Source organism: Jujubicoccus corallicola (assembly GCF_047345645.1).
Taxonomy (GTDB): Bacteria; Pseudomonadota; Alphaproteobacteria; order Rhodobacterales; family Rhodobacteraceae; genus JBLEFH01.
Genome location: NZ_JBLEFH010000010.1, coordinates 84,165 through 99,832, shown reverse-complemented (window position 1 = coordinate 99,832; position 15,668 = coordinate 84,165). Strand labels below are relative to the sequence as shown.

At 61.3% G+C, this 15,668-nt stretch carries 16 protein-coding genes; 14 read left to right on the top strand and 2 right to left on the bottom strand.

The genetic code is table 11. The features are described from left to right. The first annotated feature begins 38 nt into the window (after positions 1-38). The 5 genes from betI (at position 39) to ACMA5I_RS14580 (ending at position 5,408) form a co-directional block, all read left to right on the top strand. On the top strand, positions 39-641 hold the full coding sequence (gene betI / locus ACMA5I_RS14600; RefSeq protein ID WP_525887015.1) for a choline-binding transcriptional repressor BetI: 603 nt from the start codon (positions 39-41) through the stop codon (positions 639-641). 39 nt (positions 642-680) lie between these two features. Continuing rightward, positions 681-2,195: a choline-sulfatase gene (gene betC, locus ACMA5I_RS14595; protein ID WP_525887014.1), complete on the top strand. Its 1,515-nt coding sequence runs from the start codon at positions 681-683 to the stop codon at positions 2,193-2,195. A 123-nt stretch (positions 2,196-2,318) separates the two neighbouring features. Next, positions 2,319-3,947, top strand: coding sequence for a BCCT family transporter (locus ACMA5I_RS14590; protein WP_525887013.1), 1,629 nt, complete (start codon positions 2,319-2,321; stop codon positions 3,945-3,947). 53 nt (positions 3,948-4,000) lie between these two features. Further along, a complete protein-coding gene (locus ACMA5I_RS14585; RefSeq protein ID WP_525887012.1) occupies positions 4,001-5,152 on the top strand; it encodes a GNAT family N-acetyltransferase in 1,152 nt (383 codons plus the stop codon). Further along, positions 5,139-5,408 (top strand): 4a-hydroxytetrahydrobiopterin dehydratase, encoded by a 270-nt coding sequence (locus tag ACMA5I_RS14580; RefSeq protein ID WP_525887011.1) that lies wholly within the window; start codon positions 5,139-5,141, stop codon positions 5,406-5,408. Before ACMA5I_RS14585 ends, ACMA5I_RS14580 begins: the two co-directional genes overlap by 14 nt. A gap of 26 nt (positions 5,409-5,434) precedes the next feature. Here ACMA5I_RS14580 and ACMA5I_RS14575 read toward each other — a convergent pair whose 3' ends face one another. After that, positions 5,435-5,893, bottom strand: coding sequence for a hypothetical protein (locus ACMA5I_RS14575; RefSeq protein ID WP_525887010.1), 459 nt, complete (start codon positions 5,891-5,893; stop codon positions 5,435-5,437). Positions 5,894-6,213: 320 nt separating this feature from the next. On the opposite strand from ACMA5I_RS14575, the gene ACMA5I_RS14570 reads away from it, so the two are divergent. Together ACMA5I_RS14570 and rsmD are read left to right on the top strand one after the other, a co-directional pair. Next, positions 6,214-7,398 (top strand): NAD(P)/FAD-dependent oxidoreductase, encoded by a 1,185-nt coding sequence (locus ACMA5I_RS14570; protein ID WP_525887009.1) that lies wholly within the window; start codon positions 6,214-6,216, stop codon positions 7,396-7,398. Beyond that, a complete protein-coding gene (gene rsmD / locus ACMA5I_RS14565) occupies positions 7,398-7,946 on the top strand; it encodes a 16S rRNA (guanine(966)-N(2))-methyltransferase RsmD (protein WP_525887008.1) in 549 nt (182 codons plus the stop codon). The genes ACMA5I_RS14570 and rsmD overlap by 1 nt, the downstream gene beginning before the upstream one ends. Here rsmD and ACMA5I_RS14560 read toward each other — a convergent pair whose 3' ends face one another. Continuing rightward, a complete protein-coding gene (locus ACMA5I_RS14560) occupies positions 7,947-8,858 on the bottom strand; it encodes a hypothetical protein (RefSeq protein ID WP_525887007.1) in 912 nt (303 codons plus the stop codon). An 80-nt stretch (positions 8,859-8,938) separates the two neighbouring features. On the opposite strand from ACMA5I_RS14560, the gene ACMA5I_RS14555 reads away from it, so the two are divergent. The 7 genes from ACMA5I_RS14555 (at position 8,939) to lnt (ending at position 15,664) form a co-directional block, all read left to right on the top strand. Then, a complete protein-coding gene (locus ACMA5I_RS14555) occupies positions 8,939-9,430 on the top strand; it encodes a Ros/MucR family transcriptional regulator (protein WP_525887006.1) in 492 nt (163 codons plus the stop codon). Positions 9,431-9,505: 75 nt separating this feature from the next. Further along, positions 9,506-10,828, top strand: a complete 1,323-nt coding sequence (miaB, locus tag ACMA5I_RS14550; RefSeq protein ID WP_525887005.1) for a tRNA (N6-isopentenyl adenosine(37)-C2)-methylthiotransferase MiaB — start codon at positions 9,506-9,508, stop codon at positions 10,826-10,828. 148 nt (positions 10,829-10,976) lie between these two features. Further along, on the top strand, positions 10,977-11,723 hold the full coding sequence (locus ACMA5I_RS14545) for an outer membrane protein (RefSeq protein ID WP_525887004.1): 747 nt from the start codon (positions 10,977-10,979) through the stop codon (positions 11,721-11,723). A 142-nt stretch (positions 11,724-11,865) separates the two neighbouring features. Then, on the top strand, positions 11,866-12,918 hold the full coding sequence (locus ACMA5I_RS14540; protein WP_525887003.1) for a PhoH family protein: 1,053 nt from the start codon (positions 11,866-11,868) through the stop codon (positions 12,916-12,918). Next, positions 12,911-13,423 carry an rRNA maturation RNase YbeY gene (gene ybeY, locus ACMA5I_RS14535; protein ID WP_525887002.1) on the top strand — a complete coding sequence of 171 codons (513 nt, stop codon included), beginning with the start codon at positions 12,911-12,913 and terminating at the stop codon, positions 13,421-13,423. The genes ACMA5I_RS14540 and ybeY overlap by 8 nt, the downstream gene beginning before the upstream one ends. Continuing rightward, positions 13,420-14,250: a transporter associated domain-containing protein gene (locus ACMA5I_RS14530; RefSeq protein WP_525887001.1), complete on the top strand. Its 831-nt coding sequence runs from the start codon at positions 13,420-13,422 to the stop codon at positions 14,248-14,250. The genes ybeY and ACMA5I_RS14530 overlap by 4 nt, the downstream gene beginning before the upstream one ends. Continuing rightward, positions 14,225-15,664, top strand: a complete 1,440-nt coding sequence (gene lnt, locus ACMA5I_RS14525; protein ID WP_525887000.1) for an apolipoprotein N-acyltransferase — start codon at positions 14,225-14,227, stop codon at positions 15,662-15,664. Before ACMA5I_RS14530 ends, lnt begins: the two co-directional genes overlap by 26 nt. Positions 15,665-15,668 lie beyond the last annotated feature (4 nt).

Sequence of the window (15,668 nt, the reverse complement as noted above, 5' to 3'; positions counted from 1 at the left end):
TTATTGATACGTCAATCAGCAAATTGTAGGCTGCGCCCATGAGTAGGAAGACCATCAGTGACATTCGCCGCCAGGAGCTGGTGGACGCGACGATCCGCTGCATCCATGCGCAGGGGTTTTCGCAGGTCACAATGATCTCCATCGCGAAGGAGGCGGGCAGTTCCGCCGCGTCGATCAACTACTATTTCGGCTCCAAGGATCACCTCTTGGAATACACCATGCAGCTGCTCCTCAGCCGTCTGCGCAAGGCGCTCATCACGCGCTACGCCCGCGCCGAGGGGCCCTATGAGCGGCTGCTGGCGGTGGTGGAGGCGAATTTCGACGATGATGTTTACACGGTCGAGATTTGCGCGGTGTGGATGCAGTTCTGGGCCGTCGCGCCCTATGTGCCGCGTCTGGCGCGGCTTTACCGGATCAACACCCGCCGGGTGCGGAGCAATCTGCGCGCCGCGCTGGCCGATGTGCTGCCCGAAGAGCGGCAGGAAACCGTGCGCCGCGCCATTCAGGCCTATATGGACGGCGCGTGGATTGCCGCCGCGCAGTCCGACCTGCCCGTTGATGCCGCCGCCGGGCGGACCGAGGCGAAGGCGGTTCTCGATACGTTGCTGGGATATATTGCGTCACGCAAACACCGCCGCTAACCTCTTTGGAAATTAAAGATATTTCCGGGGAGATCACGCATGGCCAACGCGCCCAACATCCTGATTTTGATGGTCGATCAGCTGAATGGCACGCTCTGGCCTGATGGTCCGGCGGAGTGGCTCCATGCCCCGAATTTACGGCGTCTGGCGGCTCAATCCGTGCGGTTTCAGAACGCCTATACCGGCTCGCCGCTCTGCGCGCCGGGGCGGGCGGCCTTCATGTCGGGCCAGCTTCCGAGCACCACCGGCGTCTATGACAATGCGGCGCTTTTTGCCGCCGATGTGCCGACTTACGCCCATCATCTGCGCCGCGCGGGCTATCAGACCTGCCTGTCCGGCAAGATGCATTTCGTCGGGCCGGACCAGCTTCACGGGTTCGAGGAGCGGCTGACGACGGATATTTACCCCGCCGATTTCGGCTGGACGCCGGATTATCGCAAGCCGGGGGAGCGGATTGACTGGTGGTATCACAATCTCGGCTCCGTCACCGGGGCAGGGGTCGCCGAGATTTCCAACCAGATGGAATATGACGACGAGGTCGCCTATCACGCGACGCGCAAGATCTACGACCTCTCGCGCGGGCAGGACGAGCGGCCATGGTGCCTGACGGTGAGCTTTACGCATCCGCATGACCCTTATGTCGCGCGGAAAAAATATTGGGATCTTTACGAGGATTGCCCGCATCTGGAGCCGCAGATTGCCGCCTTTGATTATGAGGACCACGACCCCCATTCCCAGCGGATCTTCGATGCGAATGACTGGCGGAATTTCGAGATCAAACAGGAGGATATCCGCCGCGCCCGCCGGGGTTATTTCGCGAACATCAGCTATCTCGATGACAAGATCGGCGAGATTTTGGACACGCTGGAGCGGACCGGGCAGGAGGCGGTGATCCTGTTCCTTTCCGATCATGGCGACATGCTGGGCGAGCGCGGGTTGTGGTTCAAGATGAGCTTTTTCGAGGGCTCGGCGCGGGTGCCGCTGATGATCTCGGCGCCGGACCTCCCGCCGCATCTGGTGGAGGAGGCGGTCTCGACCATCGACGTGCTGCCGACGCTCTGCGACATGGCGGGCGTTTCGCTCGCGGAGATTGCGCCCTGGATGGATGGGGAGAGCCTGCTGCCGGTCGCCAAGGGCGGTAAGCGGCGAGAGCCGGTGGCGATGGAATATGCGGCGGAGGCGTCCTATGCGCCGCTTGTCGGGCTGGTCGAAAATGGCTGGAAATACACGAATTGCGCGCTCGATCCGGAGCAGCTTTTCGACCTCAATGACGATCCGCATGAGTTGAGGAACCTCGCGGAAGATCCCGATTATGCGAGCATTTTGGAACGCTTCCGCCTGCTCGCCGCCGCCCGCTGGGATCTGGAGGCCTATGATGCGGATGTGCGCGCCAGTCAGGCCCGCCGCTGGGTGGTCTATGAAGCGCTGCGCGAGGGCGGCTATTACCCATGGGACTACCAGCCGCTGCAAAAAGCCTCCGAGCGCTATATGCGCAATCACATGGACCTCAATGAGGTGGAAGAAAGGCAGCGTTTTCCGCGTGATATGTCATAGTTATAGGGCTAACCATTTGCATTATTAACCATTTCCCTTATGGTTGGGCCATCTTTGGCGCGGAAACGGGATCGGTTTGGAGCCACGTTTTCGCCCCCAAACAAGCGATATGGAGGCACAACAATGCCAGCGGATCACGATCCCGCCCCCGCAGAGGGGGAGCATCTCATTGACACCGATTACACGGTCGGTGACGACAATATCGAAGGCAAGCTCGGGCCGTTCGGCTTCGATGTGCATAACCCGGTCTTTGTGGTGTCCGGGCTCATGGCGGTGGTGTTCATCGTCCTGACGCTGCTGTTCCCGGACACGGCGGGCGGCGTCTTCAGCGCGGTTCTGGCCTTTTCGACCGGAACGCTCGATTGGTATTTCCTCACCGTCGTCAATATCTACCTGATTTTCTGCCTTTTTCTGATTTTCACGCCCTTCGGGTCGATCCGGCTTGGGGGGAAGGATGCCAAGCCCGAATACAGCTATCCGGCATGGTTCGCGATGCTGTTTGCCGCCGGGATCGGGATTGGCCTCCTGTTCTTCGGCGTGCTGGAGCCGGTTTACCATATGGCGGTCTCCGGCCCGCTCAGCACGCCGTCGCCTTACGGGCCGGACGGCACGTTCATCCCCGAAAACGCCGAGCGCGCCCGCGAGATGGGCATCGCGGCGACCTATCTGCATTGGGGTCTCCATGGCTGGGGCGTCTATGTGCTGATGGCGCTGGCGCTGGCGCTCTTTTCCTATAACAAGGGCCTCCCGTTCTCGATCCGCTCGACCTTCTACCCGGTTTTGGGTGACCGTGTCTGGGGCTGGCCGGGCCATCTGATCGACATTCTCGCCGTTTTCTCGACCCTCTTTGGCCTCGCCACCTCGCTCGGCCTTGGGGCGCAGCAGGCGAATGCGGGCTTCAACTTCGTCTTTGGCCTGCCGATCTCGATCACCACGCAGATCATCGTGATCATCTGCGTCACGCTGGTGGCGCTGGTCTCGGTCTGGCGCGGGCTTGATGGCGGGGTGAAGATCCTGTCAGAGATCAATATGGGCATGGCGGTGCTGTTCTTCTTCTTCGTCCTCTTCGCGGGCGGGGTCGGCATCGCGCTCAGCGGCTTCTGGGACGGGCTGAAAACCTATGTGGTGGAAATTGTGCCCTTCTCGAACCCGTTTGGCCGCGAGGATGACAGCTTCCGCGAGGCCTGGACCGCCTTTTACTGGGCGTGGTGGGTCTCCTGGGCGCCGTTTGTCGGCATGTTCATCGCCCGCGTCTCCAAGGGCCGCACGGTGCGCGAGTTCATCATCTCGGTGCTGCTCGTCCCGTCGCTGATGATCTTCATCTGGATGGGCGTGTTCGGCGGGATCGCGATTGATCAGGTGTTCAACAACCCCGAGACCAGCCTCGTGAAAGCCAATGTGATCGACAGCTACAGCCCCGAACTTTCGCTCTTCGGGATGCTGAACGAGCTGCCCCTGACCGGGCTGACCTCGACCATCGGGATCATTCTGGCGCTGATCTTCTTCGTCACCTCGTCGGATTCCGGCTCGCTGGTGGTGGACACGATCACGGCGGGCGGCAAGACGGACGCGCCGCGTGCGCAGCGGATCTTCTGGTGCACCGTGGAGGGGCTGATCGCCATCGTGCTTCTGATCGGCGGCGGACTCTCGGCGCTACAAGCGGGCGTGACGGCGACGGGCATCCCGTTCTCCATCGTCATGCTGGTCATGTGCTACACCGTCTGGCGCGCGCTCCAAACCGAGCCGCGCTGACCGGCTGGACAAGCGCGCCCCCTCTTCCTAGCTAAACAGGGAAGAGGGGGCGCATGTCCGAAGCCGAAACCATCGAGATCACGACCATTGACGCGATTGCCCGCGTCGATCCCGCGGAATGGGACGCGCTGACGGAGGGGCACCCGTTCGTCAGCCACCGTTTTCTGCACGCGCTCGAAGAGAGTGGCAGCACCGGGGAGTCCGCCGGTTGGGTGCCGTATCACCTGCTGGCGCGGCAAAACGGCAAGCTGCTCGGCGCGATGCCGCTTTACCTCAAATATCATTCTTACGGCGAATATGTGTTCGACCATGGATGGGCCGATGCCTGGGAGCGCGCGGGCGGGCGTTATTACCCCAAGCTGCAAACGGCGGTGCCGTTCACGCCGGTCACGGGGCCGCGCCTCCTTGGCCCGGAGCCGGTCCAGCGTGCGCTGCTCCAAGGCGCGCGGCAGATTACGGACAATGCGGGGCTCAGCTCTTTCCACATGACCTTCTGCCGTGAAGCCGAGGCGGAACTGGCGGAGGAGGCCGGGTTTCTCCTCCGCCTTGGCCAGCAATTTCATTGGCACAACCACGACTACGCCGATTTCGACGCCTTCCTCGCCGCCCTTTCGTCCCGCAAGCGCAAGGCGATCCGCAAGGAGCGGGCGCAGGCGAACAGCAAGGGCCTCACCATCGAGACCATCACCGGCGACGCGTTCGAGGCCAAGCATTGGGACGCGATGTGGCGCTTCTATCAGGACACCGGCCGCCGCAAATGGGGCTCGCCTTACCTGACCCGCGAATTCTTCGAGATCGCCGATGCCACGCTCCGCGACGATATGCTGCTGATCTATGCCGAAGGTGAGGGCCGCCCCATTGCCGGCGCGCTCAATGTCATCGGCCCGGAGGCGCTTTATGGCCGCTATTGGGGCGCGGTGGCCTATGTCCCGGCGCTCCATTTCGAGCTGTGCTATTACCGCGCGATTGACGAGGCCATCGCCCGCCGCCTGCCGCGTGTCGAGGCCGGGGCGCAGGGCGAGCATAAACTGGCGCGCGGCTATCTTCCCACGCCCACCCATTCCGTGCATTATCTGCCGAACCCGTCCTTCGCGCAGGCGGTGTCGGACTATTTGGAAGCCGAGCGCGCGGCGATTGGTGAAGACGTCGAAGTCCTCACCGCCATGGGACCCTTCCGGAAGGAGACACGAGATGAAACCGAGTGAAAAAGCGCTGGCGCATTGCGAAAAAAGCGGCTGGACCGTTGAGGATGAGCGCCTGACCCGCAGCTTCGAATTCGACAACTTCCGCGAGGCCTTCGGCTTCATGACCCGCGTGGCGCTCCTGGCCGAGACGGCGGGGCATCATCCGGACTGGTCCAACAGCTACAACAAGGTGGACATTGCGCTGACCACCCATGACGCGGACGGCCTCACGGAGAAGGACGTGGCGCTGGCGGAGAAGATTGATGCGTTGTTGTGAGGGGGACGTATATTGCTATGGTAGGTTTAATTAGCATTCAGCTTTTGCATGATTTCCAAGAAGTCGACGCCAGTAAGTTGAACTCCTATAGCCAAGATGATCAATATTATCGTGCTTGTTGCGGAAGCAACGATTCCAAATTGAATTTGCTTCCACAATGAGTTTTGTCCGACTGCTTCTGTAGCTGCCTTTTCAATTCTGACAGTGATTGCTTCGCGTTCGATGTCCGGACGAGCGTCCTCCAAGGTCTCGTTCGCAAAAGCGATAAGGATGTCTCTCGCATCTTTTCGATAGCGATCAAGTTGATCGTTTGTGGACGCAACTCGCGCGAAAGCGGCGTTGTCGGCATCCTTAGGGAGTTCGCCGTGCTGCTTTTCAAAATCTTTAGCCCAAGCTCTCTTGTGCTGCTTATAAAGTGCATAAGCAGTTAGCGATTCAACGTCGTGTCCGCCGTCGCCTAGGAGATCAAAAACTGGATTACTCAAGATACGTCTAGGCCGGTTGTTTCTGTCGCTTCATTGCGCGGCTAGCAGCCTGTTTTGCGGAATTGTAAGAATCCCTGCTCAACGTGATTGTAACTTTTCCAGAGCCAGAGTTAGTGGTTACAAAAGCACCTGTTTTCGGTGTTTTGCTTGAGGCTTGGACACGATGAAATTTTCCGAGCTTGCTGCTCTTTGAATATGAGTTTGTCACACTGCCTCCTTTTCTGATTTCCAATATAACGCCAAAATTGGAATGCTGCTATCCCTATGGCCAGATTCTGGCTTCTTAATTAATAATAAGTTAAGCCTAAACCGGAGGCAGTATGGATAAGATCGTGATCGTCGGGGCCGGGCAGGCCGGGGCGTCGGCGGCGGCGGAGTTGAGGGCGCATGGGTTCGCGGGGCGTCTCACGTTGATTGGCGAGGAGGCGGATCCGCCTTACCAGCGCCCGCCTTTGTCGAAGAAATATCTGCTGGGCGAGATGGCGCGGGAGCGGCTTTATCTGCGGCCCGAAGCGTTTTATGCGGAGAAGGCCATCACCCTGCGCACCGATGCGCGCGCCACGGCGATTGACCGGGCGGCGCGGGAGGTCGTGCTGGGGGGCGAGCGCCTCCCCTATGACGCGCTGATTTTGGCGACCGGGTCGATCCCGCGCCCTTTGCCCGAGGCTTTGCATGACGGGTCCGGCCCGGTTTATGCGGTGCGCGGGCTGGCGGATATTGACCGGATGGCCGGGGAGTTCCGCGAAGGACGCAAGGTGCTGATTGTCGGCGGCGGCTATATCGGGCTGGAGGCGGCGGCGGTGGCGCGGCAGCTTGGGCTGGAGGTCGTGCTGATCGAGGCCGCGCCGCGGATCCTGGCGCGGGTTGCGGCGGCGGAGACGGCGGCGAAGGTGCGCGCGCTGCATCAGGCGCATGGGGTCGATTTGCGCGAGGGCGTGGCGCTTAAGCGGCTGGAATCGCAGGGGGGTGGCATCCGGGCGGAGACCAGCGACGGCGAGATCACAGCGGATTTCGCGATCATCGGGATCGGTGTGGTGCCGGCGGTGGCGCTTGCCGAGGCGGCGGGTTTGGAGATCGACAACGGCATCCGGGTGGACAGTCACGGCCAGACCAGCGATCCGGCAATCTGGGCCGCCGGGGACTGCGCGAGTTTTCCCTATCATGAGGAGCGGATCCGGCTCGAAAGCGTGCCGAATGCGATTGAGATGGCGGAAAATGTCGCCGCGAATGTGCTGGGGAGCAATATCCCCTATCAGGCGAAGCCGTGGTTCTGGTCGGACCAGTATGATGTAAAGCTGCAAACGGCGGGGCTTGGGGCCGGGGCGGACCGGATCGTCGAGCGGGGCGACTCGGTGTGGTATTTCAACGGGGATCATTTGCTGGCGGTCGATGCGCTCAATGATCCGCGGGCCTATATGCAGGGCAAGCGCTGGATTGAGGCGGGGCTGTCGCCGGACCCGGCGCGGCTCGCCGATGTGGATCAGCCGCTCAAGACGATGCTCTGATGCGGATCGTGGGCGGCGATCTGCGCGGGCGGAAGCTGGCGGCGCTCGGCAAAGGCGATCCGGCGGCGCATCTGCGGCCCACGAGCGACCGGATGCGGGAGAGTGTGTTTAATATTCTCCATTCGCGGTTCGGTGGGGTGGAGGATCGCGTGGTCCTCGATGTGTTCGCCGGGACGGGTGCGCTCGGGCTGGAAGCGCTGTCGCGGGGCGCGGCGCGGGCGCGGTTTCTGGAGAATGGGCGCAAATCGGCGGGGCTGATTGCGCAGAATATCGACACGCTTGGGGTGGCGGCGCGGGCGGATCTCATGACCCGCGACGCGACACGGCCCGGCCCTGCGCCGGAGCCGCATGACCTCGTGTTTCTCGATCCGCCCTATGGCAAGGGGTTGGGGGAAAAGGCACTTTTGGCTTTGCGCGACGCCGGATGGGTCGCGCCGGAAGCGGTGATTGTGTGGGAAGAGGCCAGCCCGAAAGCCGCGCCGGAAGGGTTCACGCTGATCGACACGCGGCCCATGGGCGGGAGCGCGTTAACCTTTCTCAAAGCGTGATCAGAACCACTGGCCCGGCTCCATCAGTCCGGCCTCCATGAGTTGATAGGACGTGCCGCGATAGGGCTCCGAGCCATGCCAGCAGAAGTCCGGGATTTCGGAGAGGGTCGGCGTGTCCTCACAGATCACGCGGGCGAAGCGGGTGCTCGGCACGGCCATGGTGAGGTTGTTGTGCCACGGGCAGGCGAGGGTGTTCATCTCCTCGATATTGAAGCGCAACTCTTCGTCGAGGGTGAGGCCCGGCACGGCGCGAAAGAGCGGGACGCGGTCGAGGCGCTGTTGCGGCTCGGTCAGAAGCTCGGCGCGGCGCCAGCGCAAGCCGCCCTTGATGATCGGCTGGCGTTCGGGATAGCGGCCCGACTTGTCTTTTCTTCCGAGGTGGAAATAGCCGAGCCTGTCAAAATAGAGCGCGCTATCTTTACCGTCGATATAGGCGGGTATGTCTTGGGGGTAAAGGTCCACCACCATCGCGGCGCAGCTATTTCGGCGCTCTTCTTCGATGAATTGGATGGCGTCGCGAATACTGCGCGTCTCGCAGAAGGGGAAGCAGAGGGACTCGCCCGCCTGACACCAATAGAGCCAGCGCCCGGTGAGCCAGTCCGACAGCCTGGTTAATAGTGCGCCGCGCGCATCGACGGTCGCGAATTCAGGCGGCAGCTTAATGTTAATAGTATTTAAATCGCTCGTTTCCTGATAAACTGCGTCAAGTATAACGAAATTTTGGAAACCCAGTGTTGCGAGATGTTCAACAGTTTTCTGGGTCTCGGAAGGCTTATCTCCGAAAACAATCGCAATCGGCCCATCGATGAAGTGTTGATCGCTGTTTGTCTTTAGTAAGCGATCTAATGAAAGCGATTTGGGCGCCTGTACTACACCCTCGATATGTGATTTTTTAACTTTTTTAACATTCATACTTTCGATCACAATTTATGTTATACTTCATGATCTCTAAGAATAGATCTTGCGCCAGACCTAAGCATGTGTCTAAGTTCATGCTGTCGCATGTTCAATCGCTTTTTGACACCCTAAAGCGAATCGACAAACAAAAATGGATGAAAAGAGTAGTGACAGAAAACAACGAAGCGAGCCTCGACCGGCTCGATACACTTGGTTACACGGCCGATATTGTTGCGGCTTATGTTTCCAAAAATCCGGTTTCAACACAAGAACTTCCGGATCTGATCGCCGCTGTTCACGAGCGCATTGAAGCCCTCGGGAAAGGCGATCCTGGCGCGGCCGCCAAACAGGAACCGGCAGTTCCGATCAAAAAATCGGTAACAGATGATTATCTGATCTGCCTCGAAGACGGCCGTAAGCTCAAAATGCTGAAGCGCCATCTCTCAGCGACCTACGGCATGACGCCCGACCAATATCGCGCAAAATGGGGACTTCCGTCGGATTATCCGATGGTTGCGCCGAATTACGCGAAGAAACGTCAGCGTCTGGCGAAGGAAATTGGCCTTGGGCGCAAGCGCGCGAGCTGATTGCAGCCTGTCGCGAAACGCTTTAGAAGGGCGCGGTTCTCTCCGCGCCTTTTCTGCATTTGAAAGAGCCCCGTCATGACCGATCAAAGCCCGAAAAAACTCTTCATCAAGACCTATGGGTGCCAGATGAATGTGTATGATTCCGAGCGTATGGAAAGCGCGCTTGGGGCAAATGGCTATCAGACGGTCTCCTCCCCCGAAGAGGCGGATATGATCCTGCTCAACACCTGCCATATTCGCGAGAAGGCGGCGGAGAAGGTGTATTCCGAGCTGGGGCGCTATCGGCCGCTCAAGGACGCCAAGCCGGATCTGAAAATCGGTGTGGCGGGCTGTGTGGCGCAGGCCGAGGGGCAGGAGATCATGCGCCGTCAGCCGATGGTCGATCTCGTGGTCGGCCCGCAGGCCTATCACCGCTTGCCCGACATGATCGCCCGCGCCGATAAGGGTGAGAGGAGTGTCGAGACCGAGTTTCCCGAAGAGGACAAGTTCGACCATCTGCCGAAAAGCACCGCGCTACGCGCACCGTCCGCGTTTTTGACGGTGCAGGAGGGCTGCGACAAGTTTTGCGCGTTTTGCGTAGTGCCTTACACGCGCGGCGCGGAGGTCAGCCGTCCGGGCGCGCGGATCGTCAGCGAGGCGAAGGATCTCGTGGCGCGCGGCGTGCGGGAGATCACGCTTCTGGGCCAGAACGTCAACGCCTATCACGGCGAGGGCCCGGATGGGGATTGGTCGCTGGCGCGGCTCATCCGCGAATTGGCGGAGATTGAGGATCTGAAACGTATCCGTTTCACCACCTCGCACCCCAATGACATGGATGACGACCTGATCGCCGCCCATGGCGAGATCGAAAAACTGATGCCTTACCTGCATTTGCCGGTGCAGTCCGGCTCGGACCGGGTGCTGAAGGCGATGAACCGGCGGCACACGGCGGAGAGCTATCTGCGCCTGATCGACCGCATCCGCGCGGCTCGCCCCGATATTGCGATGTCGGGCGATTTCATCGTCGGTTTCCCCGGCGAGAGCGACGCGGATTTCGAGGCGACGCTCAATCTCTGCCGCGAAGTGCGCTATGCGGCGGCGTTTTCGTTCAAATATTCGCCGCGTCCGGGCACGCCCGCGGCGGGCCGCGAGTTGGTGGACGACGCGGTTGCCGATGAGCGGCTCCAGCGTTTGCAGGCGCTTTTGACCGAGCATCAGCGGGATTTCCAGAAAGCGCAGGTCGGCAAAACGCTTCCGGTGCTCTTGGAGAAAACTGGGCGGGAGCCGGGTCAACTCGTGGGCAAATCGCCTTATTTGCAAGCGGTCCACCTCGATGCGCCGGAGGATCTGCTGCGGCAGGTGGTGGATGTGGAGATCACCGGATCGGCGCCCAATTCGCTGGCCGGGCGTTTGGCCTGAATGTCACAGATGCGGTGCGAAAATGTAACGCTCCGCGACATTAGCCCGCTGTTAACACCCCTGCGATAGATCGCGCAGAGCAAATTTGCTAGATAAGCGCCTAATGTTTTGATTTAGCCCGGTGGTGGATAGAAAAATGCAAGTGAACATGATGAAAACAAGCCTTCTTGCCGCAGGCTTTGTGGTGGCTGGTCTTGGCTTTGCCGAGGCTGGGAAGCTTGAAGCGCCGCGGGCCGACCCGATTGTGACCGATCCGACCCCCGGTTTCGTGGAGATGCCGGAGCAGACCGCCTATGACTGGAATGGCTTCTACAGCGGCGGGCAAGTCAACGCGTCCAAGGGCGATGACGAAGTGGGCGTGCGCAATCTCGACACGGACAGCCTGCACACGCTCGACACGCTGGAAAAATATGGCGTAAATGGCGGGATCCACGCCGGTTTCCGCCGTGAGTTTTCCGTGCGTGAGCGGGGCTGGGTGCTTGGCCTCGAAGCCGCGCATAACTTCCGCTCTTACGAGGATGATTTCGACACGGGCGATGTGTTCGCCTCCACCGAGATCAACGAGAATTTCATCATCCGCGCCAAATCCGGCATTCTGAGCCGGGACCGCGCGACGATGTATTACACCGCGCTCGGCTATGTGGATGCGGATGTGAATTACGTGGTCGAGGGCGAGGCCAATAACGGTCCGGTCGCGATTGACGAGGAAGAGATCGAATTCAACGGCTTCTCCGCCGGCGTCGGCTTTGAGCACAAGTTCAACGAAAAAGTGTCCTTCGTGGGTCAGCTCGAATATGTCTCGCTCGGCAGCGAATATATTTCGGCGGGCAACAAGGAAACCAAGGTGACGCCGAGCTATGGCACGCTGAGCCTTGGCGTGAACTATCAGTTCTGATCCGGCGGCGGATGCGCGCGGGATCGCCCGCGCCGTGAGCCGTGCCCGATTATGACGTTTTCGCGGCGGTGCAGGAAAGCCCTTGCACCGCCGCGCCGCGTTTCTGTAGCCTGAGAACGCAGTTTATCAAACGGAGAGCCCGTTGGCCCCCACAGCCCCGACCCCGCCTTTGTCAGAGCCGCCGCAGGAGCGCCTGATCGAGTTTCCCGACAACCGTTTGCTGATTGACCTTTGCGGTCCGTTCGACAGCCATTTGGCTGAGGTCGAGCAGGTGCTGGATGTGCAGATCACCCGGCGCGGCAACCAGTTGGCCATCTATGGTGAAGAGGGCAGCGTCGCCCGCGCCGAAGAGGCGTTGCGGGCGCTCTATGCGCGGCTCGAATCGGGCCGTCAGGTGGAACCCGCCGATGTGACCGCCGCGATCCGCATGGGCCGTTCGGAAGAGGGGACCGGGCAGCGCGATGGCGATCAGATCCCGCTGTTCCCCGGCTCGGGCGACCGGATCGAGATCCACACGCGCAAAAAGATGGTCGAGCCGCGCACACCGGCGCAGAAGGCCTATGTCACCCAGCTGTTCAAGAACGAGCTGGTCTTCGGGATCGGACCGGCGGGGACCGGGAAAACCTATCTCGCCGTCGCGGTGGCCGTGCAGATGTTCATCGAAGGGCAGGTGGACAAGATCATCCTCTCGCGCCCGGCGGTGGAAGCGGGCGAGCGGCTCGGCTTTCTGCCCGGCGACATGAAGGAGAAGGTCGATCCCTATATGCAGCCGCTTTACGACGCGCTGAATGACTTCCTCCCCGGCAAACAATTGGCGAAGCTGATGGAAGAGAAGCGGATCGAGATCGCGCCGCTGGCGTTTATGCGCGGGCGTACGCTCTCCTCGGCCTTTGTCATTCTCGACGAGGCGCAGAACGCGACCTCGACTCAGATGAAAATGTTCCTGACCCGTCTCGGGGAAGGCTCGCGCATGGCGATCACCGGGGACCGCAGCCAAATCGATTTGCCGCGCGGCGTCGTGTCCGGCCTCGTGGAAGCGGAGCGAGTGCTGAACGGCGTCAAAGGCGTGGGCATGACCCGGTTCAAGTCGACGGATGTGGTTCGCCACCCGCTCGTCCAGCGCATCATTGAGGCCTATGACGATGATATGGGCCGCAAGGAGCGCGCCGAGAAGGAAGGGTCCAAAGGTGAGTGACGGCCCCTTAGGCGAGATTGATCTGGCCATTGAGGATGACAGGTGGCGCGCCGTCGATCTGGACGGCATCACCGCAAAAATCGTGTCAGCGCTAGGGCTTGAGGGCCGCGGGCTGAGCCTGCTCGCGACCAGTGACGCGGCGATTGCGGAGCTGAATGCGGCCTATCGCGGCAAGGCGAAGCCCACCAATGTTCTCTCTTGGCCCGCCTTCGATCTTGCGCCGGAGACGCCGGGCGAAGCGCCGCATCCGTTGCCTGCGCCTGATTTCGACGACAGCATTGGCGATCTTGCGCTGGCTTATGAGACCTGCGCGCGGGAAGCCGAAGCGGGCGGATTGGCGCTTGCCGATCACGTCACTCACCTTATTTTGCATGGCATCCTGCATCTTCTGGGCTATGACCACGAAACGGATGCGGATGCGGCCCTGATGGAGGGGCTGGAGACGAAGCAGCTTGCAAGCATGGGTCTGCACGATCCATATTTGTTGGCAGAGGATATGGAATGAGCGAGCAATACGACGAGAATGACGGCCAAAAACCCTTTTGGGAGCGGCTGTTTTCGAATGGCGAAGAGGACGTGCCGGCCGAGGCCGAGGGTGCGGAAGCGCATAACCCGCTTCAGGCGCTGCGCGATATGCGCGTTGAGGATGTGGCGGTGCCGAAGGCCGATATTGTCGCGATCCCTGAGGCCGCGACCGCCGATGAATTGCTTGAAAAATTCCGCGAAGGCGGGTTCTCCCGGATGCCGGTCTATCGCGAGAGCCTCGACACGCCGATTGGCATGATCCACCTCAAGGATATCGTGCTGCGCTACGGTTTCGACGGGCTGGACGAGTTCGATATGGCCGCGATCATGCGCCCGCTGCTTTATGTGCCGCCCTCCATGCCGGTGGCGACGCTGATGCAGAAAATGCAGAGCGACCGGATGCATATGGCCCTCGTGATCGACGAATATGGCGGGGTCGATGGGCTCGCGACCATGGAGGACCTCATCGAGGAGGTCGTCGGCGAGATCGACGATGAGCATGACGAGGCGGAGGCCGCGGGCTGGACGCAGGAGGCCGAGGGCGTCTGGATCGCGCAGGCCCGCACGTCGCTCGATGAGTTTGAGGAGGCGACCGGCCTCAATCTGCGCGAAGATGTGGATGACGACGAGGTCGATACGCTGGGCGGGCTGGTGTTTCGTCTGGCCGGGTCGGTTCCCGCGCGCGGCGAGGTTGTGCGCATGGAAGAAGGGCCGGAATTTGAGGTGGTGGACGCCGATCCGCGCCGGATCAAACGCCTGCGGGTGCGCTTGAGGCAGAGAAATGCCGCGCCGGCGGAAAACAGCTAGATATTACTATCTTCTCGCGCCGCTGAGCGGTGCCGTTCTCGCCCTGGGGCAGGTGCCCTGGGGCTTCTTTTGGCTTGCGCCGCTGGCGTTTTGGGGCCTGCTTCGGCTGCTGGACAGCCCGCGCCCGGTGTTTCTCTTCTGGCTCGCCGGGCTCGGTTATTTCGGCCTCGCGCTGAACTGGATCGTGGAGCCGTTTTTGGTCGATCCCGAGCGCTATGGCTGGATGGCCCCCTTTGGTCTCATCTTCATGGCGGGCGGCATGGCGCTGTTCTGGATGCTCGCCGGATGGATCGCCAAGCGCCTTGGCGGCGGGCCGTTCGCCCTCGCGCTGGCGCTGGCCTTCGTCGCGATCCTGCGCGGGCATGTGCTGACGGGGTTTCCCTGGGCGACTCCCGGCTATGCGCTGGTCAACTCACCTTTCGCACAGATTGCGGCGTGGATCGGGCCTTGGGGGCTGAATTTCCTCTTCCTGCTCGCCGCCGCATGGGTCGCGAGCCTGCGCTGGCGGGAGATGGTCTCGGGCGCGCTCCTGATCCTCGCGGTCGGTGCCTTTGGCGTGCTGCGGACGGAGCCGGTCGAGACGGGGTTGATGATCCGCATGGTGCAGCCGAACGCGGCGCAGGACCAGAAATGGGACCCCGGTATGGCGGATGTCTTCGCGCAGCGGCTCTTTGATGGCACGCGCGGCGCGGAGGAGGCGGCGGTGATCTGGCCGGAAACGGCGGTGCATTGGCTGCTGGGCCGGGACGACCGCGCTTTTGCGTCGCTTTCCAGCCTGACCAACGCGCCGATTGTCCTCGGGGCGAACCGCAGTGACGGGCAGAATTATTACAACAGCTTGTTCGTGGTCGATGAGGCGATGGTCGGGCAGGTTTATGACAAGCAGCATCTGACGCCCTTTGGCGAGTATATGCCTTATGGCGAAACGCTGGCGAAACTGGGCCTGCGCGGGCTGGCCGAGGTGATGCCGGGCGGGTTCACGCCGGGGTCGCGGGACGGGCTGATTAACCTACCGAACCTGCCACCCGCTGCGCCTGCGATCTGCTATGAGGCGATTTTCCCCGGCGAGCTTCGTGCCCGGATGGGGGATGCGGGCTGGATTATTCACAGCACCAATGATGCGTGGTTCGGCACCCGCAGCGGGCCGTATCAGCATCTGGCGCAGGCGCAGATGCGGGCGATCGAGCTGGGCGTTCCCGTGGCACGGGCGGCCAATACGGGCGTTTCGGCGATGATTGATCCTTATGGCCGGGTCATGTCCTCGCTCGATCTTGGGGATGAAGGCTTCTTTACCGCGCGTCTGCCCGAGGCGCTTGGCAAGACGCCGTATCGCCGCTTTGGCGACTGGCCGATTTACGCGGGACTGGCGGGGCTTGCGTTCTACCGCTTGACCCGGCGGCGGCGGAAGCGTTAAGCGG

Excerpts from the sequence above, each read along its gene's own strand:
- betI (WP_525887015.1), top strand. The coding sequence starts at position 39 with ATGAGTAGGAAGACCATCAGTGACATTCGCCGCCAGGAGCTGGTGGAC.
- betC (WP_525887014.1), top strand. The coding sequence starts at position 681 with ATGGCCAACGCGCCCAACATCCTGATTTTGATGGTCGATCAGCTGAAT.
- ACMA5I_RS14590 (WP_525887013.1), top strand. The coding sequence starts at position 2,319 with ATGCCAGCGGATCACGATCCCGCCCCCGCAGAGGGGGAGCATCTCATT.
- ACMA5I_RS14585 (WP_525887012.1), top strand. The coding sequence starts at position 4,001 with ATGTCCGAAGCCGAAACCATCGAGATCACGACCATTGACGCGATTGCC.
- ACMA5I_RS14580 (WP_525887011.1), top strand. The coding sequence starts at position 5,139 with ATGAAACCGAGTGAAAAAGCGCTGGCGCATTGCGAAAAAAGCGGCTGG.
- ACMA5I_RS14570 (WP_525887009.1), top strand. The coding sequence starts at position 6,214 with ATGGATAAGATCGTGATCGTCGGGGCCGGGCAGGCCGGGGCGTCGGCG.
- rsmD (WP_525887008.1), top strand. The coding sequence starts at position 7,398 with ATGCGGATCGTGGGCGGCGATCTGCGCGGGCGGAAGCTGGCGGCGCTC.
- ACMA5I_RS14560 (WP_525887007.1), bottom strand. The coding sequence starts at position 8,858 with ATGAATGTTAAAAAAGTTAAAAAATCACATATCGAGGGTGTAGTACAG.
- ACMA5I_RS14555 (WP_525887006.1), top strand. The coding sequence starts at position 8,939 with ATGCTGTCGCATGTTCAATCGCTTTTTGACACCCTAAAGCGAATCGAC.
- miaB (WP_525887005.1), top strand. The coding sequence starts at position 9,506 with ATGACCGATCAAAGCCCGAAAAAACTCTTCATCAAGACCTATGGGTGC.
- ACMA5I_RS14545 (WP_525887004.1), top strand. The coding sequence starts at position 10,977 with ATGATGAAAACAAGCCTTCTTGCCGCAGGCTTTGTGGTGGCTGGTCTT.
- ACMA5I_RS14530 (WP_525887001.1), top strand. The coding sequence starts at position 13,420 with ATGAGCGAGCAATACGACGAGAATGACGGCCAAAAACCCTTTTGGGAG.
- lnt (WP_525887000.1), top strand. The coding sequence starts at position 14,225 with ATGCCGCGCCGGCGGAAAACAGCTAGATATTACTATCTTCTCGCGCCG.